Source organism: Sporosarcina sp. Y838 (genome assembly GCF_056786515.1).
On record NZ_JBXCJD010000001.1, the window covers coordinates 13945 to 40583 of the forward strand.

19 protein-coding genes, 1 pseudogene and 1 other annotated feature are annotated in these 26639 nt (G+C 43.6%); all 20 genes and pseudogenes read left to right on the forward strand.

The features are described 5' to 3' along the window. The first annotated feature begins 43 nt into the window (after nucleotides 1-43). The 20 genes and pseudogenes from AC1TO4_RS00080 (at nucleotide 44) to ilvA (ending at nucleotide 26578) form a co-directional block, all read left to right on the forward strand. Nucleotides 44-1042 (forward strand): DmpA family aminopeptidase, encoded by a 999-nt coding sequence (locus tag AC1TO4_RS00080; protein WP_482104029.1) that lies wholly within the window; start codon nucleotides 44-46, stop codon nucleotides 1040-1042. Nucleotides 1043-2022: 980 nt separating this feature from the next. After that, nucleotides 2023-3072 carry a sulfate ABC transporter substrate-binding protein gene (locus AC1TO4_RS00085; RefSeq protein WP_482103645.1) on the forward strand — a complete coding sequence of 350 codons (1050 nt, stop codon included), beginning with the start codon at nucleotides 2023-2025 and terminating at the stop codon, nucleotides 3070-3072. Between the two features lie 76 nt (nucleotides 3073-3148). Then, nucleotides 3149-3982: a sulfate ABC transporter permease subunit CysT gene (cysT, locus tag AC1TO4_RS00090; RefSeq protein ID WP_482103646.1), complete on the forward strand. Its 834-nt coding sequence runs from the start codon at nucleotides 3149-3151 to the stop codon at nucleotides 3980-3982. Nucleotides 3983-3993: 11 nt separating this feature from the next. Continuing rightward, nucleotides 3994-4857, forward strand: coding sequence for a sulfate ABC transporter permease subunit CysW (gene cysW / locus AC1TO4_RS00095; protein WP_482103647.1), 864 nt, complete (start codon nucleotides 3994-3996; stop codon nucleotides 4855-4857). A gap of 16 nt (nucleotides 4858-4873) precedes the next feature. Beyond that, nucleotides 4874-5947, forward strand: coding sequence for a sulfate/molybdate ABC transporter ATP-binding protein (locus AC1TO4_RS00100; RefSeq protein WP_482103648.1), 1074 nt, complete (start codon nucleotides 4874-4876; stop codon nucleotides 5945-5947). Between the two features lie 871 nt (nucleotides 5948-6818). Next, entirely contained in the window at nucleotides 6819-7895 is a 1077-nt protein-coding gene (locus tag AC1TO4_RS00105) for an extracellular solute-binding protein (RefSeq protein ID WP_482103649.1), read from the forward strand. Between the two features lie 96 nt (nucleotides 7896-7991). Continuing rightward, entirely contained in the window at nucleotides 7992-9062 is a 1071-nt protein-coding gene (locus AC1TO4_RS00110; RefSeq protein ID WP_482103650.1) for an ABC transporter ATP-binding protein, read from the forward strand. A 12-nt stretch (nucleotides 9063-9074) separates the two neighbouring features. Then, on the forward strand, nucleotides 9075-10796 hold the full coding sequence (locus tag AC1TO4_RS00115; protein WP_482103651.1) for an ABC transporter permease: 1722 nt from the start codon (nucleotides 9075-9077) through the stop codon (nucleotides 10794-10796). A gap of 59 nt (nucleotides 10797-10855) precedes the next feature. After that, entirely contained in the window at nucleotides 10856-12373 is a 1518-nt protein-coding gene (gene argH, locus AC1TO4_RS00120) for an argininosuccinate lyase (RefSeq protein ID WP_482103652.1), read from the forward strand. Continuing rightward, the gene (locus AC1TO4_RS00125; protein ID WP_482103653.1) at nucleotides 12373-13305 is read left to right on the forward strand and encodes an N-acetylglucosamine kinase; all 933 of its coding nucleotides are present in this window, start codon (nucleotides 12373-12375) and stop codon (nucleotides 13303-13305) included. The genes argH and AC1TO4_RS00125 overlap by 1 nt, the downstream gene beginning before the upstream one ends. Before the next feature lie 139 nt (nucleotides 13306-13444). Continuing rightward, nucleotides 13445-13948 (forward strand): annotated as a pseudogene (locus AC1TO4_RS00130) (ABC transporter ATP-binding protein); the annotation flags it as partial. A gap of 1226 nt (nucleotides 13949-15174) precedes the next feature. After that, complete coding sequence (gene ilvD / locus AC1TO4_RS00135; RefSeq protein WP_482102195.1) at nucleotides 15175-16842, forward strand: dihydroxy-acid dehydratase; 1668 nt, start codon at nucleotides 15175-15177, stop codon at nucleotides 16840-16842. A gap of 4 nt (nucleotides 16843-16846) precedes the next feature. Further along, nucleotides 16847-17089, forward strand: a binding site (T-box leader). A gap of 135 nt (nucleotides 17090-17224) precedes the next feature. Further along, nucleotides 17225-18991, forward strand: coding sequence for an acetolactate synthase large subunit (gene ilvB, locus AC1TO4_RS00140; RefSeq protein ID WP_482103654.1), 1767 nt, complete (start codon nucleotides 17225-17227; stop codon nucleotides 18989-18991). Further along, nucleotides 18988-19503 carry an acetolactate synthase small subunit gene (ilvN, locus tag AC1TO4_RS00145; RefSeq protein WP_482102111.1) on the forward strand — a complete coding sequence of 172 codons (516 nt, stop codon included), beginning with the start codon at nucleotides 18988-18990 and terminating at the stop codon, nucleotides 19501-19503. Before ilvB ends, ilvN begins: the two co-directional genes overlap by 4 nt. A 78-nt stretch (nucleotides 19504-19581) precedes the next feature. Next, entirely contained in the window at nucleotides 19582-20616 is a 1035-nt protein-coding gene (gene ilvC / locus AC1TO4_RS00150; protein WP_482102110.1) for a ketol-acid reductoisomerase, read from the forward strand. After that, entirely contained in the window at nucleotides 20603-22150 is a 1548-nt protein-coding gene (locus AC1TO4_RS00155) for a 2-isopropylmalate synthase (protein WP_482102109.1), read from the forward strand. The genes ilvC and AC1TO4_RS00155 overlap by 14 nt, the downstream gene beginning before the upstream one ends. A gap of 120 nt (nucleotides 22151-22270) precedes the next feature. Further along, nucleotides 22271-23371: a 3-isopropylmalate dehydrogenase gene (leuB, locus tag AC1TO4_RS00160; RefSeq protein WP_482103655.1), complete on the forward strand. Its 1101-nt coding sequence runs from the start codon at nucleotides 22271-22273 to the stop codon at nucleotides 23369-23371. A 170-nt stretch (nucleotides 23372-23541) separates the two neighbouring features. Next, nucleotides 23542-24951, forward strand: a complete 1410-nt coding sequence (leuC, locus tag AC1TO4_RS00165) for a 3-isopropylmalate dehydratase large subunit (RefSeq protein WP_482103656.1) — start codon at nucleotides 23542-23544, stop codon at nucleotides 24949-24951. Between the two features lie 19 nt (nucleotides 24952-24970). Next, nucleotides 24971-25561 (forward strand): 3-isopropylmalate dehydratase small subunit, encoded by a 591-nt coding sequence (gene leuD, locus AC1TO4_RS00170; protein ID WP_482102106.1) that lies wholly within the window; start codon nucleotides 24971-24973, stop codon nucleotides 25559-25561. 24 nt (nucleotides 25562-25585) lie between these two features. Further along, nucleotides 25586-26578, forward strand: coding sequence for a threonine ammonia-lyase (gene ilvA, locus AC1TO4_RS00175; RefSeq protein ID WP_482103657.1), 993 nt, complete (start codon nucleotides 25586-25588; stop codon nucleotides 26576-26578). Nucleotides 26579-26639 lie beyond the last annotated feature (61 nt).

Genomic DNA, 26639 nt, shown 5'->3' on the forward strand with positions numbered 1-26639 from the left:
AGCCAGAGATAGAGGGATACCGATTGGTCGTCTCCCAGTCGGCATGAAGAATTGTATTACGGATGTGGAAGGTGTAAAGGTTGGACATGTAACGCTGGATAATCCATTGGATGGAGATGAATACGCAGCTACGGGCGTGACTGCTATATTACCGCATGGCGACAATTTATTTATGCATAAAGTAGTGGCTGCAAGCTATGTACTGAACGGTTTTGGAAAAACATCGGGGCTTGTCCAAGTAGATGAGTTAGGCCAGATCGAGTCACCGATTATGCTGACAAATACGTTTGGCGTTCCCGCGGTTTCACAAGGGACGCTACAGTATATGTTAGATAAAAATTCGGAGATTGGGGATACAACTGGCACCATTAATCTGGTTGTGGGGGAATGTAATGACAGCAGGTTGAACTCAATCCGCGAGCTGCCGCTACAACCAAGCCACGCGATTGCATCTATCAAAGGAGCGTCCACTGATGCTTCATTGGAAGGGGCAGTTGGCGCTGGAAAAGGCATGATTTGTTTCGGATATAAAGGTGGCATCGGTTCGTCTTCACGAATTGTCTATGAAGACGAAAGTGGGGAGTCCTATATACTCGGCTGTTTAGTTTTAAGTAACTTTGGCAGAAAAGAAGATTTTCAATATGAAAAATATAAACTGAATGATAATCAGGAATTTCCTAGCTATCCGAAACCAGCTGACGGGTCCATCATGATTGTGTTAGCTACAGATGCACCGCTCAGCAGTAGACAATTGCGCAGACTAGCAAAAAGATGTGGCATCGGGCTCGGAAGAACGGGCAGTCATTTCAGTAATGGCAGTGGCGACATTGTCATCGCCTTTTCAACTGCTAATAAAATTCCGCATTTTTCAACCGGAACTGTTGAAACGAGACAACAAATGAGAGACGATCATCCAATCATGAATGATTTTTTCCTGGGTGCAGCTGAAGTTACAGAAGAAGCAATCCTGAATTCATTGTCACAGGCAGTGACAACTACCGGGCGGAAAGGGAATACTGTTTATGCTTTTCCATTTGAATGAACATAAAGATGCGATTGCCAAGGATGAAATGCCGCGGATATAGTTTTTTCAGGTATTATCATTTTGCGTTAACTAGGTGATTCACTAAAAATAATCAGTGGATAACTTGATCAAACATTGGACATGTTTGCTTTGGATTGAACGACTTCTATAGCATTATCGAGATGTCTTAATAAGTAGGGATGCGACGAAGTCGCATCCCTACTTATTTTTTTCGATAATCGTATGGTAGTTGTTCATTCGTCGCTTTCCAAAAACACAGCTACAAGTAGTGCCGAAGCTTTTCGGGACGATAGAATAACTCTCTTCACACATGGAGAAAAGCGGTCAAAGATACAATTTTGACCGCTCAAACCTTCTTCAATAGTTTCTCTACTTTTATTTTAGGGATTTGTCACTTTCATATAGAGCATCACATAATCTAAGCTAAATGTAAGGAGAGAATACTATGTACAACGTGCGAAAGTGCCCGAAATTACATCTTCTAGCCATCCTTCCCTCACGGTAAAACTGTCGTGATTAATTCGCCGATAGCAGACCGAAAATAACCCAGTGAATTGTCAGTTTCAAGGTTTGACAAGAAAAACTGAAAACAAAGACCAAAAGAATTATTTTTTCTAAAAACCGCTAGACAGGAAAGAGATGATGCGCTATAATCCAGTTAATCAAATAAAACATATCAAGTTACTTGGTTATTGAAAACGGCCCATGTGGATTGGTTAAACAGCCTGCATATGTATCTCTTTCTGAATTGAATAGGTAACAAAAGTGGCTAATCGGTTAACCGAAGGCTCTCAACTAGTATTAAAGTTGGGAGCCTTTTATCTTTCTTCAGCAGGTGTCCAAACACCTACTGAAGAAAGATAAAGCCTCCGGCGGATGTCACAGATTTTGAAAGGAGTCAATCGAGCAAGCTCGATTCAAAATCTGGACGCAATTACGCGGAGGCGTAATTGATTTTTAAAAAGGAGGTTATTGGGATGAAGAAGAAGACGACAATCCGTTTCATGGTAGGCATCACTGCAATGTTAGGTATTTTAACAGGATGTGGTGGCACGGAGGAAGGCGGGGATCAAACAGCCTCTGCCCAAAAGAATTCAGTTGAGCTTTTAAACGTCTCATACGATCCAACGCGTGAGCTATATGAGGAGTTTAATAAAGAATTTGCTGCACATTGGAAAGATGAAACCGGCCAGGAAGTGACTATTCAGCAGTCGCATGGTGGTTCCGGAAAACAAGGTCGAGCGGTAATTGACGGTCTACAAGCAGATGTTGTCACACTGGCACTTGCCTACGATATTGACGAAGTCGCCGCCGCCCGTGACCTACTAGCAGAAGACTGGCAAACTAGATTGGAAAATAACTCAACACCCTACACCTCAACGATTGTTTTCCTAGTTCGAAAAGACAATCCAAAAGGGATTAAAGATTGGGATGACTTAACGAAAAAAGACGTATCGGTCATAACACCAAATCCGAAAACATCAGGCGGCGCACGTTGGAATTACTTGGCGGCTTGGGCATATGCGGATAAGAAATTTAATGGAGATGAAAAGAAAGTAAAAGAATTTGTCGGTGATCTCTATAAGAACGTTGAAGTACTAGATTCTGGAGCTCGTGGTTCTACGACAACTTTTGTTGAACGAGGCATTGGAGATGTATTACTTGCTTGGGAGAATGAAGCCTTCCTAACGTTGAATGAACTTGGAAAAGGTGAATTTGAAATTGTCGTCCCGTCACTCAGTATTTTAGCGGAGCCGCCAGTTGCAGTAGTGGATAAAATCGTCAAGAAAAAAGGCACAGAAGAGGTCGCACAAGCCTATCTGGAATACTTGTATACAGAAACTGGACAGGAAATTGCTGCGAAAAACTACTATCGTCCACGTGACCCAGAGGTATTGAAAAAATATGCAGATGTATTCCCAGAGATTAATCTCGTTACAATTGACGATGATTTCGGCGGATGGAAAGAAGCCCAGGAAAAACACTTTAATGACGGCGGCACCTTCGATGAAATTTACTTACAGTAGTGAATCTGCATAATGAATCCAACAAATAAATTAAAGGCATTGAACAACATTTAATTACAGAATTGAAGGTGAAGGAATGGCGAAGAAATGGAGATTTAAGAAACATAGTATATTGCCGGGATTCGGGCTGTCTCTCGGATTCACGACGCTGTATCTCAGCTTGCTCGTTTTGCTTCCGCTCTCCATGGTCTTCATTAATACATCATCAATGGGCTGGACAGATTTTTGGGCTACGGTAACAGAACCACGCGTCGTTGCATCATACAAAATAAGCTTTGGCACCGCATTTGCAGCGGCCTGCATCAATCTGGTATTCGGTGTGTTAATTGCCTGGGTACTCGTTCGATATTCGTTTCCTGGCAAGCGCATCATTGATGGATTGGTAGATTTACCATTTGCGCTTCCTACGGCTGTTGCAGGGATCGCATTAACAACACTGTATACAGAGGATGGCTGGATCGGTCAGTTTTTATCGTTTAAAGTAGCGTTTACGCCGCTCGGTATTACGATTGCATTAACATTTATCGGCTTACCATTCGTCGTACGAATGGTACAGCCGGTTCTACAAAATCTTGAAGCCGAAATGGAAGAGGCATCTGCTATTTTAGGCGCGAATCGCTTTCAAACATTTGCGAGAGTGATTGTTCCGGAAATTTTGCCAGCCGCGTTGACAGGTTTTGCTTTGGCATTTGCCCGTGCGATTGGTGAGTACGGTTCGGTTGTTTTCATAGCAGGTAATATGCCGATGAAGACTGAGATAACACCGCTCATTATTATGACAAAACTGGAACAATATGATTATGCTGGTGCGACAGCAATTGGGGCAGTCATGCTCGTATTCTCATTTGTGCTATTGCTATTTATTAACGGAGTGCAATGGTGGACAAATCGGAAATTAGTTCATAATTAGGAGGGGATTCCATGGCAGAACAAATTCAGATGCAGTTGGGTAGTAAGAATGTGAGTAAACGAACTACAGAAGAACAGCCTTGGATTCGAATTCCACTAATTGCGATTGCGCTTGGATTCTTATTGTTATTTCTGGTATTACCGCTTGTCGCCATCTTTATAAAAGCTTTTGAAAAGGGAGCAGGCGTTTATTTAGCTGCAATTTCAGATCCTGACGCCCTATCAGCAATCAAATTAACGTTGCTTGTCGCCATACTTACGGTGCCACTGAACGCGATTTTTGGACTTGCGGCCGCATGGGCAATTACTAAGTTTGAATTTAAAGGTAAAAGCCTTTTAATCACACTGATTGACTTACCGTTTGCAATTTCACCGGTTATTGCAGGTCTCGTTTTCGTTCTATTATTCAGTGCGCATGGGTTGTTCGGTGAATTTTTATTTCAAAATGATATTAAAATTCTTTTCGCCGTTCCGGGCATTGTGCTTGCCACATTGTTCGTCACATTTCCGTTTGTCGCACGTGAACTAATCCCACTTATGCAGGCGCAAGGCTCGGCAGAAGAAGAAGCCTCCTTAACACTGGGAGCGGGGGGGATGAAAACATTCTGGCATGTCACGTTACCGAATATAAAATGGGGATTATTATACGGCGTCATACTTTGTAGTGCGCGTGCAGTCGGTGAATTTGGTGCTGTCTCGATTGTTTCGGGGCATATTCGCGGTCTTACGAATACGATGCCATTACATATTGAAATTTTGTACAATGAATATCAATTTTCGGCGGCGTTCGCTGTTGCATCTCTGATGTCCATTTTAGCAATTCTAACGCTCGTCTTGAAGAATTTCATTGAATGGAAAACAAGTAAGCAGGGATAGAAAAGGGGGTCTCTACATGAGTATTAAAATAGAAGAAGTGTCGAAGAAGTTTGGCTCGTTTGATGCGTTAAAAGATATTAACCTCGACATAAAAACAGGAGAACTCGTGGCATTGCTTGGACCATCCGGATCAGGTAAAACGTCGCTACTGCGCATAATTGCAGGCCTTGAGGAGGCGGATCATGGTGTCGTGTTATTCGGTGAGGAAGACATGACCCATATTCGCACGACAGAACGAAAGGTTGGCTTCGTTTTTCAGCATTATGCTCTGTTTAAACATATGACGGTTTTTGACAACGTCGCATACGGATTGAAAGTGCGACCCAAAAAAGAACGTCCGACTAAAGCTGAGATTACTGCGAAAGTGAATGAATTGCTTGGGCTTGTGAAGTTAGACGCATTTGCTAAGCGTTATCCATCCCAATTGTCGGGGGGGCAAAGACAGCGTGTTGCATTAGCTCGAGCGCTAGCAGTAGAACCAAAAGTACTGTTGCTCGATGAACCCTTTGGCGCACTCGATGCAAAAGTACGGAAAGAACTGCGACGTTGGTTGCGCAGATTGCATGATGAATTTAATATTACGAGCATCTTTGTGACACATGATCAGGAAGAGGCGCTTGACGTAGCGGACCGGATAGTGGTTATGAATGAAGGGAAGATTGAACAAATCGGCACGCCAGAAGAAGTTTATGATCATCCAAATAGTCCATTTGTCTATGATTTTCTAGGAAATGTGAACTTGTTCCACGGGCGCTTGCAAAATGGCAAGCTACTCAATGTCCATGTCGATATGGGTGCCGCTGACCTAGATAGTGCTGAAAACAAGCTGGCTATTGGTTATGTTCGGCCACATGATGTGACGATTGAGCGAGAGGGAACAGATACGGAAGCGGTTAAAGCGAAAGTTATCCATGTACATGTCGTGGGGCGCACTGTCCAAGTTGAGTTAAAACGACATGATAACGATCAATTTCTCGAAGCCGAGTTGACGAAAGAGAGATACCGGGAACTTAATGTGAAAGCCGGTGAAGATGTATATATCAAACCGAATCAGCTGCGTGTTTTCATTCCGGAAGACTTCTCGATTTAGGTTTGCTCGCAGATTGGGCACTATGTGCAGAGTATGTTTGGATCGCTTTGGATTGAACGACTTCTATACGATTATCCAATGTCTTGATAAGTAGGGATGCGACGAAGTCGCATCCCTACTTATCATTTTCGGTAATCGTATGGTGATTGTTCATCCGTCGCTCTCCAAAAGTACAGCTACAAATAGTGCCGAAGCTTTTTGGGATGAAAGAATAGATTGCTTCTCACATGGAGAAAAGCGGTCAAAGATACAATTTTGACCGCTCCAGTCTTCTACTATAGTTTCTCTATTTTTATTTTAGGGAAGTGTCATCTTCTTATTAGAGCATCACTTAATCTTTGCTCAAAGTATGCAGAGAACAAAATGCACAACGTGCTCATGTGCCCGAAATTTCATCTTCGGGCACTTACACTCTTTATAGAAGATCATCTATTCTTTTCTTTCAAGATAACTGCATTTTTCACTTGAATAGTGTAGGAACGCGGCAGGCTAATAAACATAACAGGATAACCGAAAAGAGTGTGGCAAGAAGTGACGGAGTCACTTCTTGCCACACCTGCCCCTCGGTAAAACTGTTGTGATTAATTCGCCAAAAGCGGACCGAAAATAGTCCAGTGAAAATAGCGGTTTCCAACCCCTTCTCGCTATCTTTTTATGCAAATAAACGGTAATTGTATAGTTATTCCTCTTACACCTCCTATTATAACAAAACATTCACAATAGACTAATATATTTGACTGTACTGCTTTTCCAATTTAAACTTAATGAAAATCTTTCTCTTTCCGTAATCATATAGTGGTAGAACAGCAGATTTAGTTTGACACTTTGGCACTGTGCAACAGTTTACGATAATCAAAAGGGGGTTTTTTGATTGAAGAAAAAAAGCATCTTTTCCATGTTTCTCGTTCTGCTTCTCCTAACCATGGCTGCATGCGGCAAAGATTCGACGGAGGATGATACAAAAGAGAACGATGAAGTGGTGAAAGACGAGGGCGGTTCAGGAAATCTCGTTATTTACACTGGGCGTGATGAAAGCGTAGTTGAGAAGGTTGTCGGGATGTTCAATGAAAAATACCCTGATATCCAAGTAGACAACTTGACGATGGGGGCGCAACAAATTCTTGAACGGGTCCGCGGTGAGAAAGCGAACCCGCAAGCGGATTTCTGGTGGGGTGGTACACAATCCGCAATGATGGTTGCTGCGGATGAAGATCTGCTTATGCCGTTCAAGCCGTCATTTGACGATGCGATTGCAGCAGAATATAAAGATGCTGAAGGTCGATGGTATGGAGAAATGCTATTGCCAGAAGTAATTATGATTAACAGCGATGTGTTGACGCAAGAAACAGGTCCGCAAGATTGGGATGATTTGTTGAAGCCGGAGTGGAAAGATAAAATCGTCATCCGCGGGGTTCTTGCATCCGGGACGATGCGTACAATTTACTCATCGATGATTTATCGCCAAGGTGCGGATACGCCTGAAAAGGGGTATGAATGGCTTAGTAAATTGGATGCAAATACGAAAGATTATGCACAAGATCCGACGAACCTCTATTTGAAGTTGGTACGTCAAGAAGGAACGGTTTCGTTATGGAACTTGCAAGATATTTTGCTGCAAAGTAAGTTGAACAACCAGCCGTTCGACTATATTTATCCGGAAAGTGGCGCTCCGATTCTCGTCGATGCGGTTGGTATCGTCAACAATGCGAAAAATGAAGCGAATGCGAAATTATTCTATGAGTTCCTTTTTGATCCGGAGGTTCGTGCTGAACTTGCGGAAGAATTGTATCAGATTCCGACACGATCGGATATTGCCAAAGAAGATATGCCGGATTGGTATCAGGATCTTGATTTGAAGGCACTTGATATTGACTGGGAAGTAATGGCTGAAAAAGAAGCGGAATGGATGGAGCATTGGGATTCGAATATCAAAGGCAAAGGAAAATAAGTGTTCGTTAACAGTTCAACCAGCAAGACCTCGGGTAATTAATCTCGAGGTCTTTCCTCTACATAGAGACTGTATCAATTCGGAAGGGGTGACGGGATGAAGGGTGTTCGACTAACAGATATCACGAAAACATTCGGTAAAGTCCATGGCGTGAAAGGGTTGAATATCGACATACAGCCTGGCGAGTTTTTCACATTTCTTGGTCCGAGCGGATGTGGAAAGACGACGACGCTTCGTATGATTGCAGGGTTTTATTACCCGACGGAAGGGAAAATCTATTTCGATGAGCGTGACGTGACACGATTGCAACCAAATAAGCGCGACATCGGCATGGTATTTCAAAACTACGCGCTTTTTCCGCATATGACGGTCAATGAAAATATTGCGTTTGGTTTGGAAGTGAGGAAGTTCTCCAAGGTGGAAATAAAGGAGAAAGTGGACGAGGTCAGGGGGCTTGTTCGGCTTGGGCAGTACGGTGATCGGAAAATTAATGAACTTTCCGGAGGTCAGCAACAACGAGTCGCGTTGGCTCGAGCGCTCGTCATTAAACCGGATATATTGTTACTCGATGAACCTTTATCTAACTTGGATGCGAAGCTACGTGAAGAGACGCGGATTGAAATCAAACGTTTGCAGGCGGAACTTGGTGTGACGACGGTCTATGTTACACATGATCAAACGGAAGCGATGGCGATGTCCGACCGGATCATGGTGATGGAGGACGGCTATGTGCAGCAAATCGGCACGCCGCAAGAGATTTACAATCGACCCGTGAACAGGTTTGTTTCATCCTTCATCGGCGAATCGAATACGATGGAAATGACCATCATGTCAATCGATGGCGAAAAAGTCATCGTGAAAAATGAATACGGCGTCTTGATAACGGGACTTTTGGAAAATAGTTCTCCACTGGCTCCTATGCATAAAGGGGGAAAAATCCATGTGTCAATTCGTCCCGAATCCATTCGTCAAGGCGAGGGAGAAAATACGCTGACTGGGAAAATTACATTTGTTGAATTCACTGGGCTAAGTGTCAATTATATGGTGGATATTCCAGGGATTACGCTCAAAGTGATGTTCATCAATACAGGCGGAAAACTGTTGGAAATCGGGGATTCGATCCAGTTGAACATTCCGGCCCGAAGCCTTTACTTTCTTGGCGAATAGGAGGCTAAGCGAATGAAGAAGCAAACAATCCAGTCGTCGCGAGATAGCTTGTGGGCTCGCATTACACGGTCGCCATCATTCATTTATGTCCTTATTTCACCATTGTTCCTCATCTTGTTCGGCTACGTTATCTATCCGTTTTACCAGACGTTCATCCAAAGTTTCGGCAGTGAAACGGGACTGAATAATTACAAACGTTTTTTCAGTTTTGAAAGTACAGCCAATCTGGAAGCGCTCTGGACGAGTGTGTATATTTCGGTTATCAGTGTCATTACGTGTGCGATTGTCGGCGTTTTGATGGCGTTTTTACTGGAACGGTACAACTTTCCGGGGAGGCGTATATTGTCCGTTCTCGTCCTGGTACCAATGGCTTTGCCGCCGCTTGTTGGTGTGTTATCGTTTACGTTTTTATATGGGGAAAGCGGGATTATTCCCCGCGGTCTCCAGCATATATTAAACCTAGAGCAAGTACCGTTTGCGCTGAAAGGGGTATGGGGCGTCATTGTCGTCCATACGTTTACGATGTATACGTACTTCTATTTGACCGCTTCTGCGGCAATTAAAGGGCTGGATCCGTCACTCGAAGAAGCGGCGACAAACCTTGGCGCAAGCAGACTTCGGATTTGGCGGAAAGTTATCTTGCCGATGCTGACGCCATCGATTGTTGCTGCAGCGCTACTTGTGTTCATGATTTCAATGGCGTCGTACACAGCACCGCTCATTTTCGGGGTGGAGCGGACGATGACGATGCAAATTTACTTATCGCGAACCAATGGAAATCTAGATATGGCGGCGACGCAATCGACAATTTTATCGTTCGTATCGATTTCGTTTTTAATCATCATGAGATGGTATCAAAACAGGCGGAATTACCAAAACCTAAGTAAAGGGATCAGTGTCCATCGTTCCGAAGTAAAGTCAAAGTTCATGAAAATTATCGCAGTCTTTCTATCATTCTCGGGTGTTGTCATCTTAATGTTGCCGATATTAACGTTAATTCTCATTTCGTTTTCGGTGGACGGTACGTGGACAATTCAAGTATTGCCGCCTGAATATACATTTGACCATTATATTGCATTATTTACAGATGAACGGACATGGAGGCCAATTTGGAACTCCTTGCAAATGGGCTTCGTTGCTACGCTCGGAAACATTGTGTTCGGTGTTGCGGCAGCTTACGCAATGGTACGGCTCAATTTTAAAGGAAAGACATTGCTTGATATCTTAATAATGGTTCCCTGGGCACTCCCTGGTACAGTTGTTGCGGTGAATTTGATTGCCGCATTCAGTGAGGAAAACATTTTCGCTTTCAATCAAGTATTGATTGGGACGTTCTGGATATTGCCGCTCGCTTATTTCATTCGACATTTGCCGCTCGTTTTCCGTTCGACTTCAGCATCGTTAATGCAGATGGATCAGTCGATTGAAGAGGCTTCGAGGAGTCTCGGCGCAGGTTGGTGGATGACGTTCCGCAAAATCGTACTGCCGTTGACGTTGACGGGGATTTTAGCGGGTACATTACTCGCCTTTGTTCAAAGTATTGGGGAGTTTGTTGCGTCGATTCTTATTTATAGTACATCGACGATGCCTCTATCGGTGGCGATTTTTCAGAAGATGTATGCATTCAAATTCGGCACGGCCTGTGCGTATGGCGTGTTACAAATCGTATTAATTCTTATTGTATTGACGATTTCTGAGAAGTTGTCGAAAGGGACCGCGGGTTCGGCAATTTAACATGGTGACTAACTTGACTTGGTTCAATGGAATTAATCTTAAATGGAGGGGTGTAGTCAATGATCAGGAACTTCAAAGATCGCATCAACGAACTTGAAGGAGAAGAGTTCCCGTCAAAGACCTATCGGAAAATGGTACTGCAACCGGCTTATGATGAAGCGAAGAAATACTTTCTGCGTTCTATGATCCAAATCCATGCCGCACATTTAAAGATGTTGGAAGAGCAAGGGATTGTCAGTCCGGAAGAAGCGATTGTGATTGGAAAAGCGGTCCATGCACTGGACGTGAATTATTACAGCACGGATCATTACAATCCATTGTTTGAGGATTTATTTTTTCGCATTGAACACGATTTAATAGAGGATGCGGGGGAGATTGCGGGTAATTTACATATCGCCCGCAGTCGGAATGATATGGGAATCGCGATTTATCGCATGACGTTGCGTAAAAAACTGCTTGAACTAATGAGTGAGATGCTTGCCTTAAAAGATGCGCTTATAGAGTTTTGCGAAGAGCATATCGATACGGTCATGATTGGCTATACACACACGCAACAAGCGCAGCCGACGACGCTCGCTCATTATTTGAAGGCGGTCATTGATCAATTAGGCAGGGATTTTAAGCGCGTTCAATCGGCTTTTGGAACAGTGAACCGCAGCAGTATGGGGGCGGCGGCGTTGACGACCACGGGATTTGACATCAGTCGTGAACGGATGCGAAATTTACTTGCCTTTGACGATATTATTGAAAATTCGTGGGATGCCGTTGCAGGTGCAGACTACATTACAGAGTCCGCCAGTGCGGTCCAACTTTCTGCACTGAATTTGGGACGCACGGTTCAAGATTTCCTGACATGGGCAACACAGGAGTTCAACGTTTTCACTCTAGCGAATCCGTATGTTCAAATCAGCTCGATCATGCCGCAAAAGCGCAACCCAGTTTCGATTGAACATATGCGTTCTTTGCTGTCAGCGGTCGTCGGAGATGCAAATACGGTTCTGACGATGGTTCATAACACGCCGTTCGGAGATATTGTTGATACAGAAGATGATATGCAACCATTTCTATGGAAAGCAATTGATCGCCTTATTGGTATTTACCAGTTGTTTGGCAGTGTTGTACTGACGATGCACGTCAATAAGCAAAAATTGCTCGAACGGGCGGAGGGCAGTTTTGCGAATGTGACGGAGCTTGCGGATACACTCGTTCGTTCAGAAGGAATTACGTTCAGACAATCACATCACATCGTCAGTAATTGCGTGAAAGCATTGATGAATGCGGGCCAAGAATCGTTAATGAGCTTAACGTGGCAAGTAGCGAATGACCAGGCGCTTCTTATATTAAATAAAAACCTTAAAATCTCAGTAGAAGACTTCAATGCAACACTGCGGCCGCAGCATTTCATATCGATTCGGACAATTTACGGGGGACCTTCTGCAGAAACGATGAAAGCTTCCCTTGAACAATCCAGGATATTTGCAAAAGATGCTATGCAATGGCTAAACGAAAAAGAACGAGCAATCCTTGATGCCGAAATTCAGTTGGAGACATTTAAAACTGACTGGAGTGAGGCATGATGGATGAAGTGATTGTAGCAATCGATGGGGGTGCTACGAAAACAGCGTTAACCGTTCGAAAAAGTACGACTACTTTACTCGATTTAAAAGGGGAAGGCACTAACTACCAGACGTCGGGCGAGGAAAAAGTGAGAGAAGTTCTCACGGGTTTATTGGCAGAAGTGCGAAAAGTGCTCCCCGATTTGCAAGTGACAATCGCAGTTTTTGCAATCGCCGGTATTGATTCAAAACCAGATGAGCAAATTGTACGGGGGATTGTAGAGGAAGTGATTCAAACACAGGGGCTGCGCGTAGGGAAATTGATTGTCGAAAATGATGCACAAGCTACGATGCTTGGAGCAACAAAGGGAGAACCCGGCGCCCTACTCATTTCAGGGACAGGCTCAATTGCGTTTGCACATAACGGAAAAGGTGAAATTGTCCGCTCAGGGGGGTGGGGTCACCGCGCGGGGGATGAAGGAAGTGGCTACTGGATTGGCCGTGAAATATTGCGTGCGCTTTTCAGAATGGAAGATGGAAGAGGTTCGTTTACTTCATTGAAAGAGGAAGTATTGAAAGAGTTGAAGTTAAATTCCGTTCAAGACGTTGCCGGATGGCTATTTAACCCAGATTACACTGTGGATAGAGTCGCATCGCTTTCACGTGTTCTTTTTCAATGTGTACAGCAAGGGGACGATGTGGCAGTGGAAATCATGAAGGGAGCGGCAATGGAACTTGCTAGATTGGTTTTGTCAGTAGTGCGCAAAAGTGGCCTAGAAAACATGGAATGCACTGTATATTTGAATGGCGGCGCGCTTATCCATTCTGATAGACTCATCAATGAAATCAAAAAACATGTCGATGCAGCGTTACCCAGGTGTACGCTTGTAGTTTCGGAAAAAGATCCGATTGAGTTTATTGTAGAGCGAGGTTGGATGGGGTTAAGTGGGTAACGGTTACAACAGCAGTTATCGCATTGAACTTAAGCTTTTATCAGTATAGTAAAGAACGCCATTTCACTAGTAGAAAAGGTTTTCTCATCTGTGGTGCATTTGTATGATTTTTACGTTTTGGAATAAGTTCCTTCTATATATGACTGTAGAAAAACTAACGAGTTATGGGCGGATTCCATATAAGAGTCTGTTCACTTCGGCGACAGACGAAGACCAACAGGCAATTGAGTGGACGCTCGCGTGTACCAATCTAACGGAAAAGCGAACAGTGCCGATTGAAGAATTTTATGGCAGCCAAATGCAACGCGTCTGGATTGCGATGGCCTTAGCGCAAAAAACACCATTTCTGTTGTTAGATGAACCGACTACTTATCTTGATATTTATTACCAATATGAGTTATTGGAATTGATCAAGGGCTTGAATCGTGAACACGACATGTCGATTGTCATGGTTTTACACGACATCAATCAAGCGATCCGTTACAGTGATATCATTATTGCGATGAAAGATGGACAAATTGTGTCTAAAGGAACACCGAGTGAAGTCATTACTGTGCAAACTGTAAAAGAGATTTACGGTGTTGACGTAGTCGTGAAGAATGATAAAGAAACAGGGATGTATATCATTCCTATAGGGATTTAAATTGTATGGGCGACTGTTGCTCGCCAAAGTAACCATTCCAGGAAATACTTCTGGAGTGGTATTTTATTGTCTAGATTTCTGCGCCTAGCCTCAAATGAAGTGGGTATGAGGCTACCACGAAGTTGCTCCTTCGCTGGATGGTCTATGTAAGAGGGGGTGTTTCGTTATCGGGGATTAAATCTGGAAATTAGAGTGCTATAAAATGAGAGTATATTGATCAACAAATATCCTGGTACATGGAATGAATTAGAATTCCTGCTATTACCGCTTCGACGCTTTGTGGATGCCTCTCGCGATAAGCCAGAAAGAATACCACTTTCAGTCTTATCGCTCCGGCTACCACGTAGACGCGCCTTCGCTGGGTAGTCTCTATGTAGAAAAGCGTATTTCTTTATCGGGGATAAACCTGCAGTCTGTAGTGCGTCATTCTTCAATGAAATTAGTATCTCATAGTAATCACATTATAATCTCAGTCCATACATCTCAATATCCCTCTCGATTATGGAAAACACCAGCGCAAGCGCGACAAGGGGTAGCCGAAGCCGTGAGACTGGATGCGAAGCGTTAATCCAGGCTCAGGGCCAGAGGCATCCCCAAAGCGCCAAGCGTTCTATATTCCACACTCCGAATTACAACTCCCACAATAATGGAACAATCCAGCGGAAGCGCGACAAGGGGTAGCCGAAGCCATGAGACTGGATGCGAAGCGTTAATCCAGGCTCATGGCCAGAGGCATCCCCAAAGCGCCAAGCGGTCTCCAATCCACACTCCGAATCACAACACTTCCGATAATGTACACTCCGGCGAAGGCGCGAGAGGCATCCCCAAAGCACCAAGCGGTCTCCAATCCACACACTAAATCACAACTCTCTCAATAATTTACAATCCCGTCCATTTGAGTTTTTATACTTCTAGAAAAGCACCCATCGCGGAAGAAATCATTGAAAACTGAATTCGTGAAAAATAAAATAAAAGTTTTAAAAATGTGCTATATGCGATATATCGCGCTATAGCAGGTGTGAAAGCGGATACATTAAAATTCATTATTTGTAATTAGCTAATAATTTTAAAAACACTGTTGACTCCAGTGGATATCCATTATATGATGACATCAATCCAATTCAGTTCGTGATTCATTTCACAAACTACATAACCTAGACAGCAAGAAAAACAGACGTACCACATGTAAGTGATTTGACAGGGAGTGAACACAAATGGAAAAACCAATGAGAAGTGACATGATTAAAAAAGGTGTAGATCGTGCACCACATAGAAGTCTACTCTATGCTACGGGCGTTAGAATGAAAGATATGCACAAACCTTTCATCGGTGTTTGTAACTCCTATATTGATATTATTCCAGGCCATATGCATTTGAACAAATTCGCAGAAGTCGTCAAAGAAGCAATTCGTGAAGCAGGAGGTATCCCGTTCGAGTTCAACACAATCGGTGTTGACGATGGGATTGCAATGGGACATATAGGAATGCGCTATTCATTGCCAAGCCGTGAACTCATCGCAGACTCAGCAGAAACGGTTATCAACGCTCACTGGTTCGACGGCGTGTTCTACATTCCAAACTGCGACAAAATTACGCCAGGCATGTTGATGGCAGCAGTTCGAACGAACGTCCCATCCGTATTCGTCTCAGGCGGACCGATGGAAGGCGGCGTATCATCAGATGGTAAGCCTCTCTCACTCGTATCCGTATTCGAGGGTGTTGGTGCTTACAAACAAGGTACGATGACAGCTGAAGAGCTGCTAGACATTGAACAGAGTGCATGTCCTACATGTGGATCTTGTTCAGGAATGTTCACAGCGAATTCCATGAACTCGTTAATGGAAATGCTGGGAGTGACAGTTCCGGGTAACGGAACGATCGTTGCCACTTCGGATGAACGACATAGACTCATTAAAGAAGCAGCGGAACATCTAGTTCGCATGGTGAAAGAAGATGTTAAACCGCGTGACATTATAACGAAAGAAACAATCGATGATGCATTTGCACTTGATATGGCAATGGGCGGTTCTACAAACACAGTCCTCCATACACTGGCAATCGCACATGAAGCAGAAATCGAATACGATGTTCGTGATATCAACAAAGTTGCCGAACGGATTCCGTATTTATCCAAAATTAGTCCATCTTCTGACTACACAATGCATGATGTTCATCTTGCAGGCGGTGTCAGTGCAATTATTAAAGAGCTCTGTGAAATCGAAGGAGCTGTCAGTCCAAACCGGATGACGATTACTGGTAAATCGCTTTATGAAAACGTAAAAGATTCACATATTCTCAACGATGAAGTCATTCGACGTCATGATAATGCATACAGTCCTGTAGGCGGTTTGTCCGTCCTATTCGGCAATATCGCACCAGACGGCGGTGTCATCAAAGTAGGAGCCGTTGATCCTTCTATTAAAGAGTTCCGAGGTAAAGCCATTGTGTTTGAATCTCAGGAAGATACGCAAGAAGGCATCGACAACGGAACGGTAAAAGAAGGCGACGTTGTTGTCATCCGTTATGAAGGTCCAAAAGGCGGACCGGGAATGCCGGAAATGCTTGCACCAACTGCAGCGATTGCAGGACGTGGGCTGGCAACCAAAGTTGCACTCATTACAGACGGACGATTCTCAGGAGCGTCCCGTGGTATCTCGATAGGCCATATTTCACCGGAAGCGGCTGAAGGTGGACCAATCGCGTTAGTCGAAGATGGTGACATCATCAATATCGATTTAACAAACCGAACAATTGAACTCGAAGTCTCTGACGAAGAACTAGAAAAACGTAGAGCAAACTTAAAACCATTCGAACCTAAAATTAAAAAAGGCTATTTGGCCAGATATTCAGCGCTTGTCACATCTGCAAGTACAGGCGGCGTCATGAAAATCTAATAGATTAAAATCAATGATGGGGCAAAAGTAATTAGAACCTGTATTCCCAGAGAGTCGGTACCGCTGGAAGCCGACAATACACCTAATTGCGACATCACCCCGGAGTGGATTGCTGAAAGTTAAGTAGGCAATCCCGGGCGCAGAGAAATCGGTGCTCGTTATATAAAGAATAGACCTAGTCTATTCACGAGACAGCTAGATTGCTGTGAACAAGGGTGGTACCATGAAAAGTTTTTTCATCCCTATGTAAAGAAGAGTTTCTTTGCGTGGGATGAAAAGACTTTTTTTATTGAAAACAAAGAGCGGCCGTATAGATGCAAGCCCGAGCATTCGGCCATTCGTAGATTGGATAACAAAAGTAAAAGTAAGGAGGAGTTTACAGATGAATGCTGAAGTTCAAACGAAGCAAGCAATACAGGGAATGGAGCTAGAAACTGTATTTGAACCACAACCGATAGAAAAAGTGAAAGATGGGTCAGCTGTTCTTATTCAAGCCTTAATAGACCAAGGTGTCGAAGTGATTTTCGGCTACCCTGGAGGGGCAGTTCTCCCAATTTATGATGCATTGTATCAAAACCCCATTTCCCACGTGCTTGCACGTCACGAACAAGGCGCGATTCATGCGGCTGAAGGGTATGCACGTGTTTCAGGAAAACCCGGAGTTGTCATCGCCACATCCGGACCGGGAGCGACGAACTTGGTAACAGGAATTACGGATGCAATGATGGATTCATTGCCCCTCGTCATCTTCACGGGTCAAGTAGCAAATACAGTCATCGGGACGGATGCTTTTCAAGAAGCGGATATTATCGGAATCACACAGCCAATCACAAAGCATAATTATCAAGTGAATGATGTAGCCGACTTCCCAAGAATTATCAAAGAAGCTTTCCATATTGCATCAACAGGACGTCCGGGACCAGTACTTGTGGATGTTCCCAAGAATATTGCAACTGCACTCTTCATCCCAACCGATGACATGAATATTGAAGTGGATTTACCGGGTTACCAGCCGACAACGACTCCGAACTTTTTACAAATACAAAAGGCGGCAGAAGCTATCTCCAAGGCGAAAAAACCTCTTATCCTAGCAGGTGCGGGTATCCTACACGCTCAGGCGATGGATGAATTGGTGGAACTGGTGGAAAAACATCAAATTCCAGTTACAAATACACTTTTAGGTCTTGGCGGTATCCGAGGAGACCATGAACTATTCCTCGGAATGGCCGGTATGCATGGAACGGTTACATCCAATATGGCCATTAATCAGTGTGATGTACTGATCAATATCGGCGCACGTTTCGATGATCGACTAACAGGAAATCTTGAAACATTCGCTCCGAACGCAAGAATCATCCATATTGATATCGATCCTGCTGAAATCGGGAAAAATGTACCAACAGAAATCCCAATCGTAGCCGATGCAAAAGAAGCGTTGCAAGCATTATTGAAACAAGAGTTTGATTCTCCAGACACAGAAAACTGGTTCAAATATTTGAAAGATTCAGCTGAACAGTATCCGTTATGGTACGAAGAAGATGTTGAAGGCGCTATTCTTCCACAACAAGCACTTGAAATCATCCACAGAGTTACAAAAGGGGATGCAATCGTTACAACAGACGTCGGGCAGCATCAGATGTGGACGGCGCAATACTATTCACTGAACAATCCGGATCATTGGGTGACATCTGGTGGTCTCGGTACAATGGGCTTCGGCTTCCCAGCTGCAATTGGTGCACAAATCGCCAAACCGGATGCACGTGTACTTGCAATTGTAGGTGACGCTGGTTTCCAGATGACGGCTCAGGAGTTGTCTTTGTTACAAGAAATGCGGATACCGGTCAAAATCATCATACTCAACAATGGCTGTCTCGGAATGGTACGTCAATGGCAAGAAACGTTTTACGAAAGCCGCTATTCACAGTCATTGATGCCGGTTCAACCTAACTTTGTAAAATTAGCAGAAGCATACGACATTAAAGGCTATCGGATAGACACATTGGAAGAGGCAGAGGCGGTATTCCAAGAAGCACTGCTTTCTGATGAACCCGTCCTCATCGATTGCCGCGTGAAACAGCTGGAAAACGTCTATCCGATGGTTGCACCTGGTAAAGGATTACATGAGATGGTCGGGGTGAGAAAAAAATGAGAAGAGTTATTACTGTAACAGTTATCAACCAAAGTGGCGTGTTAAACCGTGTGACTGGCTTGCTGATGAAAAGGCAGTTCAATATTGAAAGCATGACAGTCGGTCACACCGAAATTCCTGGCAGATCAAAAATGACGTTCATCGTGAATGTGGAAGATGAACAGAAAATTGAACAGCTTGTCAAACAACTGCAAAAACAGATTGATGTCCTTAAAGTCAATGACATCACAGACAAAGCAATCGTCATGCGAGAGCTGGCGCTGGTGAAAGTCATTTCACCTCCACATGTCAGAAGTGAAATGAACAGCATCATTGAACCATTCCGGGCGACAGTCATTGACACTGGGAAAAATGTCGTAACGTATCAAGTGACTGGTAATCCGGAGAAAATTGAAGCATTTATCGACCTCCTTAAGCCCTATGGCATTAAGGAATTAACACGAACAGGTGCCACGGCATTTGTTCGTGAAACACAAAAAATCCAATCACCCCAGCTATCTATTTTAAAGTAAAAAAAGCGCAGGGCGGTTGGAGTGTAGGCAGCAATACAAACTAAAAACTATAAACCCACTATTAGGAGGAAAACAATTATGGCTAAAATGTATTATAACCAAGATATCAACGAAGGACTTTTGAAAGATAAGCTTATTGCAATCATCGGATACGGATCACAAGGTCACGCACATGCACAAAACTTGAATGACTCTGGATTCAATGTAGTTGTCGGCGTTCGCGAAGGAAAATCATTTGATCAAGCTAAACAAGACGGACTAAACGTGTTGACTGTTCGTGAAGCTGCTGAAAAAGCGGACGTTATCATGATCCTACTTCCGGATGAAAGACAGAAGCAAGTCTATGATGCAGAAATCGAGCCAGCACTTACTGCAGGGAAATCACTTGTTTTCGCACACGGATTCAACGTACATTTCGATCAAATCGTTCCACCAGCAGATGTTGACGTATTCCTAGTTGCACCAAAAGGACCTGGACATCTCGTTCGTAGAACATTCGAAGCAGGCGCAGGCGTTCCAGCATTGTTCGCAGTGTACCAAGACGTTTCTGGTCAAGCAAAAGACGTAGCTCTTGCTTATGCAAAAGCAATCGGTTCTGCACGCGGCGGAGTTCTTGAAACAACATTCAAAGAAGAAACTGAAACAGACCTATTCGGAGAACAAGCGGTACTTTGTGGTGGATTGACTTCACTTGTCAAAGCAGGATTTGAAACACTAGTAGAAGCGGGTTACCAACCAGAACTTGCTTACTTCGAAACATTGCATGAAACAAAACTAATTGTTGACCTTATGTATGAAGGCGGAATGGCAGGAATGCGTTACTCAATCTCAGATACAGCTGAGTGGGGAGATTTCGTTTCAGGACCACGTATTGTTGACGCAGATACAAAAGCACGCATGAAAGATGTATTGACTGATATTCAATCAGGTAAATTCGCGAGAGATTGGATTGCAGAAAACGAAAACGGCCGTCCGAACTTTAACAAGTTTGAGGAAACTGAAGCACAGCACGAAATTGAAGTAGTTGGTAAAAAACTTCGTGCGATGATGCCTTTCGTTAATGAAGGTGCGAAATCAAAAGAGGAAGAAGTGGTGGGTAGTGCGAAAAATTGACATATTCGACACAACTCTTCGGGACGGTGAACAATCTGCTGGTATTAATCTAAACACCGCAGAGAAGTTACAAATTGCACGACAGCTTGAAAAATTCGGGGCAACAATCATCGAAGCAGGGTTTCCTGCTTCATCCCCGGGTGATTTCGAAGCGGTACAACGTATTGCAAACATAGTGAAAAAATCAACGGTAACTGGTCTTGCCCGCGCAATGAAAAGCGATATTGAAACATGTTGGGACGCACTTCGTGGTGCAGAAGAACCCAATCTTCATGTATTTTTAGCAACTTCACCTATCCATATGGAATATAAACTTCAGAAGACACCGGACCAGGTCGTCGATATTGCAGTAGAAGCTGTGAAATACGCACGCAAGTTTTTCCCTCGTGTTCAATGGTCTGCGGAAGATGCAACCCGCTCCGATCGCGATTTCCTAGTCCGCATCATCAATCAAGTAATTGCGGCGGGTGCAACAGTTATTAATATCCCAGATACAGTCGGCTATGCTACACCTCAAGAATACGGGGCGTTGTTCAAGTACTTGAAAGAAAACGTGACAGGTATCGATAAAGTGAAGCTTTCCGCACATTGTCACGATGACTTAGGATTCGCAGTTGCGAACTCAATCGCAGCGATTGAAAATGGTGCCGATCAAGTTGAAGGTACAATCAATGGAATCGGAGAGCGTGCAGGAAATGCAGCGCTTGAAGAAATTGCAGTCGCTCTACATATCCGCAAAGATTTTTATGGATTGGAAACAGGCATTAATTTACAAGAAATCAAACGCACGAGCCAGCTGGTTAGCCAGTTGACAGGCGTTGTCATTCAGCCAAACAAAGCGGTTGTCGGTAAGAACGCATTCGCGCATGAGTCAGGCATTCACCAGGATGGTTACTTGAAAAATCGTGAGACTTATGAAATTATTACGCCAGAATTAATTGGCGGTAAAACTGAACCACTTGCACTCGGTAAACACTCCGGCAGACATGCATTCAGCGACCGTGCCATTTCAATGGGCTTCGATCTAGACGCTGATAAGTTGAATGAAGCATTTGTAGAATTCAAGAAGCTTGCGGATCGTAAAAAGGAAATTACAGAAGATGATCTATTTGTATTGTTTACAGATCAGCAAATTCAAAATAATGATATACCAGTTTATAAACTGGTTGATGTTCAAGTGCAATATGCAACTGCGAATGTCCCAACAGCTACGGTTACAGCGGTAAACCCAAAAAGGGAAACAGTGACGGCAACGGCAACGGGTTCGGGATCAGTTGAAGCTATTTTCAATACGCTGGAAATGCTTGTTGATGGTAAAGTTCATATTCTTGATTATCGTGTTACCTCCATTGGAAAAGGACGCGATGCACTTGGTGAAGCAGTTGTTAATCTAAGTATCAATGGTGAAGTATCCATTGGGCGTGATGTTGCACAGGACGTGTTGGGCGCATCGGCAAAAGCCTACTTTAATGCGATCAACAGGCAATTGATTCAACAGGATTCAAAAACAAAAACAAAAGTTAATGTTAATTAACTAACTATATCGAAGACATAGATAAATTCATAGACAGCGGAAGCGCGTTGTTGTAAGTAAGAATTTTCAAATAGTGTGAGCTTCGTAAACAGATTGAAAACAATAAGGAGGAGAAGTTCTATGGAGAAGAAAATAACAGTATTACCAGGTGACGGAATTGGTCCAGAAGTGACAGAAGCGGCAGTGAAGGTACTTGAAGTAATTGCAAGACGTTTTAAACATACATTTAACGTAGAATACGGTGTAATCGGCGGCGCTGCAATCGATAAACATCAAAATCCACTTCCGGATGAAACAATAGCTCTTTGTGAAGCGAGTGACGCGATTCTTCTCGGTGCGGTAGGCGGTCCTAAATGGGACCAAAACCCTTCAGCATTACGCCCTGAAAAAGGTTTGCTTGCCATTCGTAAACGTTTTGACTTGTTTGCTAATTTACGTCCAGTCAAAGCAATTCCATCCCTACTCCATGCTTCTCCTCTAAAAGAAGAAGTGGCAAAAGATGTTGATATGATGATTGTACGTGAACTGACTGGCGGTTTGTATTTCGGAGAACCAAGTCGTCGTACAGCAGAAGCAGCAGTGGATTCACTGGTTTACACACGCGAAGAAATTGAGCGCATTGTTGTCAAAGCATTTGAAGTCGCTCGCTTACGCAGAGGGAAAGTCGCTTCTGTTGATAAAGCGAATGTGCTTGAAACGAGTAAGTTATGGCGTGAAGTTGTTGAAGAGAAGAAAAAAGCATATCCCGATATCGAAGTGGAGCATATGTTAGTCGATTCAACAGCAATGAAACTAATTACAAATCCAGCAGCATTTGACGTTGTCGTAACTGAGAATATGTTTGGTGACATCCTAAGTGATGAAGCATCTGTCATTACGGGTTCACTTGGCGTTCTACCGTCAGCAAGTATCCGTTCGGATGGTTTCGGTCTTTACGAACCGGTTCATGGTTCTGCACCAGAAATTGCAGGACTTAACATGGCAAACCCTGCCGCGGCTATTCTATCTGCTGCAATGATGTTGAGGTATTCATTCAAGATGGAAACGGAAGCATCAGAAATTGAAAAAGCGGTTAACTCGGTTTTCGAAGATGGTTTCTTCACAGCTGATCTTGCGGCTTCGGGGCAACGCGTGTTATCTACAAAAGAATGGACAGAAAAAGTAATCGACGAACTGGATACTCAATTCGTCTCGAATAGCATAATGTTCTCATATGTTTAATTTCATCCAGCATGGGTTCAAACCCATGCTAGATGAAATTAATGCCTCCGGCGGATGTCACAGATTTTGAATTGAGCAAGCTCAATTCAAAATCTTGACGCAATCACACCGAGGCGTGATTGAATTTAATTAGCCCAACGCAATATTAATGAGAGAGGAAGGGGTGTCATATGGTTAAGAATATCATCGAAAAAATCTGGAACCAGCATATCGTCTATGAAGAAAAGGGGAAACCAGATTTACTCTATATCGATCTTCATTTATTACATGAAGTGACTTCTCCGCAGGCGTTTGAAGGACTTAGACTTGCCAATCGAACTGTGCGCAGACCTGATCTTTGCTTTGCGACGATGGATCATAACGTACCAACACGTAACCGTGATGCGATCAAAGATCCGATTGCACGGAAACAAATCAACACATTGCAAACGAATTGCGACGAATTCGGAATCCCTCTTGCAAATATGGATCACCCCGACCAAGGCATTGTCCATATTATCGGGCCGGAACTGGGACTTACACAACCTGGAAAAACAATCGTCTGTGGCGATAGCCATACATCTACACATGGCGCATTTGGTGCAATTGCTTTTGGAATCGGCACGAGTGAGGTAGAGCACGTACTTTCAACACAAACATTGTGGCAAGCAAAACCGAAAACAATGGAGATCCGCATTAACGGAAAACTTGGTTTCGGTGTTACTGCAAAAGATGTTATTTTAGCGATTATCGCCAAATTCGGTATCGATATGGGAACTGGACATATTGTTGAGTTTACGGGAGAAGCCATTCGGAATTTGACGATGGAAGAACGTATGACGGTTTGTAATATGTCGATTGAAGCAGGTGCGAAAGCCGGTTTGATCAGCCCTGATGAAACGACAATCGCCTACTTGAAAGACCGTAGATATGTTCCTGAAGGCCAAGATTTTGAAGAAGCGGCGGCGTATTGGCTGTCCCTTGCAACAGATGAAGGTGCATCCTACGATACGATTCTTGAGATAAATGCGGATGAAATTGAACCGTTTGTCACATGGGGAACAAATCCTTCAATGGGATCGGGTATCTCCGCACGAGTACCTTATGCAAAAGACTATGCAGTGGAGTCAGACAAAGAGGCTTTGAAACAAGCACTGGCGTATATGGGCCTTAAAGAAGGAATGCCACTGAAATCCATTGACATCCAACACGTTTTCATCGGTTCTTGTACAAACGCGAGATTGAGTGATCTACGCGCAGCTGCAAAAGTGATTAAAGGGAAGAAAGTACATCCTTCTGTCACGGCAATCGTTGTACCCGGATCACGCACCGTTAAAAAGCAGGCAGAGGATGAAGGGTTGGATTCAGTATTTCTTGAAGCTGGTTTTGAATGGCGGGAATCAGGTTGCAGCATGTGCCTTGCGATGAACGATGATGTTGTTCCAGCAGGTGAAAGATGTGCTTCAACATCAAACCGTAACTTTGAAGGTCGTCAAGGAGCAGGGGCACGTACACACCTTGTGAGTCCGGCTATGGCAGCAGCTTCTGCGATTGCAGGTCACTTCGTAGACGTACGCGAATTAGAAGTTGTTCATTCATAATTGAGGAGAGGATGATTAGATGGAACCGATTAATGAAGTCGTTAGCGTCATTACACCGCTAGATCGTAAAAACGTTGATACAGACCAGATTATATCAAAAGAGTTCTTGAAACGAATCGAGCGTACTGGATTCGGAAAGTATTTATTTTACCACTGGCGTCATCATGCAGATGGAACCGAAGTGAAAGATTTTGTCTTGAATGATGAGCGGTTCAAAGGATCTAAAATCCTCGTCGCTCAGGAAAACTTCGGTTGCGGCTCTTCGAGGGAACATGCGCCTTGGTCAATTTTAGACTATGGATTCAACGTTGTCATCGCACCAAGTTTTGCAGATATCTTCTATAATAATTGCATGAAAAACGGTTTATTGCCCATTAAGCTAAAAATGGATGAAGTTGAAGAGTTGCTTGCAAATGGCCAACAGCAACCCTATTCAGTTGAAGTCAATTTAGTTGAACAGACGGTAACTGGGCAAGGCGGAAAGACTTATTCGTTCACAATTGATCCGTATTATAAAGAAATGTTGTTAAATGGCTGGGATGAAATTTCTTTAACTTTTAAATATGAAGAACAAATCGCCAAATATGAAGCACTACATCAACTTACGTAAATGCGAAAGACTAGAGGACGTGGAGTGAATCTGAATTTGTATGACACAGCAAGTTTATTTGAAGCATTTGAACGCATATCACAAGTTGTGCACAGAACACCTATTAAACAATCGAAGACGTTAAATGAATGGACACAATCAAATGTCTATTTAAAGCTTGAAAATTTGCAGAAGACAGGGTCATTTAAAATACGTGGCGCATATAATAAAATTTCGACACTGTCCGCGGAAGAATGTGCAAAAGGACTAATTGCCGCTTCTGCGGGAAATCATGCACAAGGAGTTGCGCTGGCAGGACGAAAAGCAGGCGCACGCGTTACGATTTTCATGCCTGAAACAACGCCAATCGCAAAAGTGGATGCTACTCGCAAATACGGTGCGACCGTTAAACTTATCGGGAAAAGTTATGATGAAGCCTATAAAGCTGCACGTACCGAACAGCTGGCAACGGGTGCGACATTTGTTCATCCGTTTGATGATCAAACCGTTATCGAAGGGCAGGCCACAGTTGCAATGGAAATGCTGCAACAACAACCTGACTTGGATACGATTGTTGTGCCAGCAGGCGGCGGCGGGCTTCTTGCAGGGACTGCACTTGCTGTGAAGGCGATACGGCCAAGTGTAAAAGTAATTGGTGTTCAGGCTGCCAACGCATCTGCGATATTCACAGCATTCCATGGACGAAAAAACAGCTCGACGCATTTTTTACCGACAATTGCAGAAGGAATTTGCGTTCGTGAACCAGGTGTAGTGACAATGGATATCATTCATAATTATGTCGACGATATGGTCACGGTAACGGAACAGGAAATTTCATCAGCGATTCTTTTCATGCTCGAACGTGAGAAGCTCCTTGTTGAAGGAGCCGCAGGGGCTGCAATTGCCAGTGTGTTGAACAAGAAGTTACCTGTTTCATCTAATCGGGTCGGTATAATCGTCTCGGGTGGGAATTTCGATGTTAGTAAGTTGGGTGACTGTATTGCAAATACGACTGATATGGTGACTAACTTTTACTGAGAATCCTTTGGTGTCTTTCGACGCTGAAGGATTTTTTAAAATAATGAAACAGGACTCCAGT

Excerpts from the sequence above, each read along its gene's own strand:
- ilvD (WP_482102195.1), top strand. The coding sequence starts at position 15,175 with ATGAGAAGTGACATGATTAAAAAAGGTGTAGATCGTGCACCACATAGA.
- AC1TO4_RS00085 (WP_482103645.1), top strand. The coding sequence starts at position 2,023 with ATGAAGAAGAAGACGACAATCCGTTTCATGGTAGGCATCACTGCAATG.
- leuD (WP_482102106.1), top strand. The coding sequence starts at position 24,971 with ATGGAACCGATTAATGAAGTCGTTAGCGTCATTACACCGCTAGATCGT.
- AC1TO4_RS00125 (WP_482103653.1), top strand. The coding sequence starts at position 12,373 with ATGGATGAAGTGATTGTAGCAATCGATGGGGGTGCTACGAAAACAGCG.
- ilvN (WP_482102111.1), top strand. The coding sequence starts at position 18,988 with ATGAGAAGAGTTATTACTGTAACAGTTATCAACCAAAGTGGCGTGTTA.
- AC1TO4_RS00110 (WP_482103650.1), top strand. The coding sequence starts at position 7,992 with ATGAAGGGTGTTCGACTAACAGATATCACGAAAACATTCGGTAAAGTC.
- AC1TO4_RS00100 (WP_482103648.1), top strand. The coding sequence starts at position 4,874 with ATGAGTATTAAAATAGAAGAAGTGTCGAAGAAGTTTGGCTCGTTTGAT.
- ilvB (WP_482103654.1), top strand. The coding sequence starts at position 17,225 with ATGAATGCTGAAGTTCAAACGAAGCAAGCAATACAGGGAATGGAGCTA.
- AC1TO4_RS00115 (WP_482103651.1), top strand. The coding sequence starts at position 9,075 with ATGAAGAAGCAAACAATCCAGTCGTCGCGAGATAGCTTGTGGGCTCGC.
- cysT (WP_482103646.1), top strand. The coding sequence starts at position 3,149 with ATGGCGAAGAAATGGAGATTTAAGAAACATAGTATATTGCCGGGATTC.
- AC1TO4_RS00080 (WP_482104029.1), top strand. The coding sequence starts at position 44 with ATGAAGAATTGTATTACGGATGTGGAAGGTGTAAAGGTTGGACATGTA.
- cysW (WP_482103647.1), top strand. The coding sequence starts at position 3,994 with ATGGCAGAACAAATTCAGATGCAGTTGGGTAGTAAGAATGTGAGTAAA.
- ilvC (WP_482102110.1), top strand. The coding sequence starts at position 19,582 with ATGGCTAAAATGTATTATAACCAAGATATCAACGAAGGACTTTTGAAA.
- leuB (WP_482103655.1), top strand. The coding sequence starts at position 22,271 with ATGGAGAAGAAAATAACAGTATTACCAGGTGACGGAATTGGTCCAGAA.
- leuC (WP_482103656.1), top strand. The coding sequence starts at position 23,542 with ATGGTTAAGAATATCATCGAAAAAATCTGGAACCAGCATATCGTCTAT.
- argH (WP_482103652.1), top strand. The coding sequence starts at position 10,856 with ATGATCAGGAACTTCAAAGATCGCATCAACGAACTTGAAGGAGAAGAG.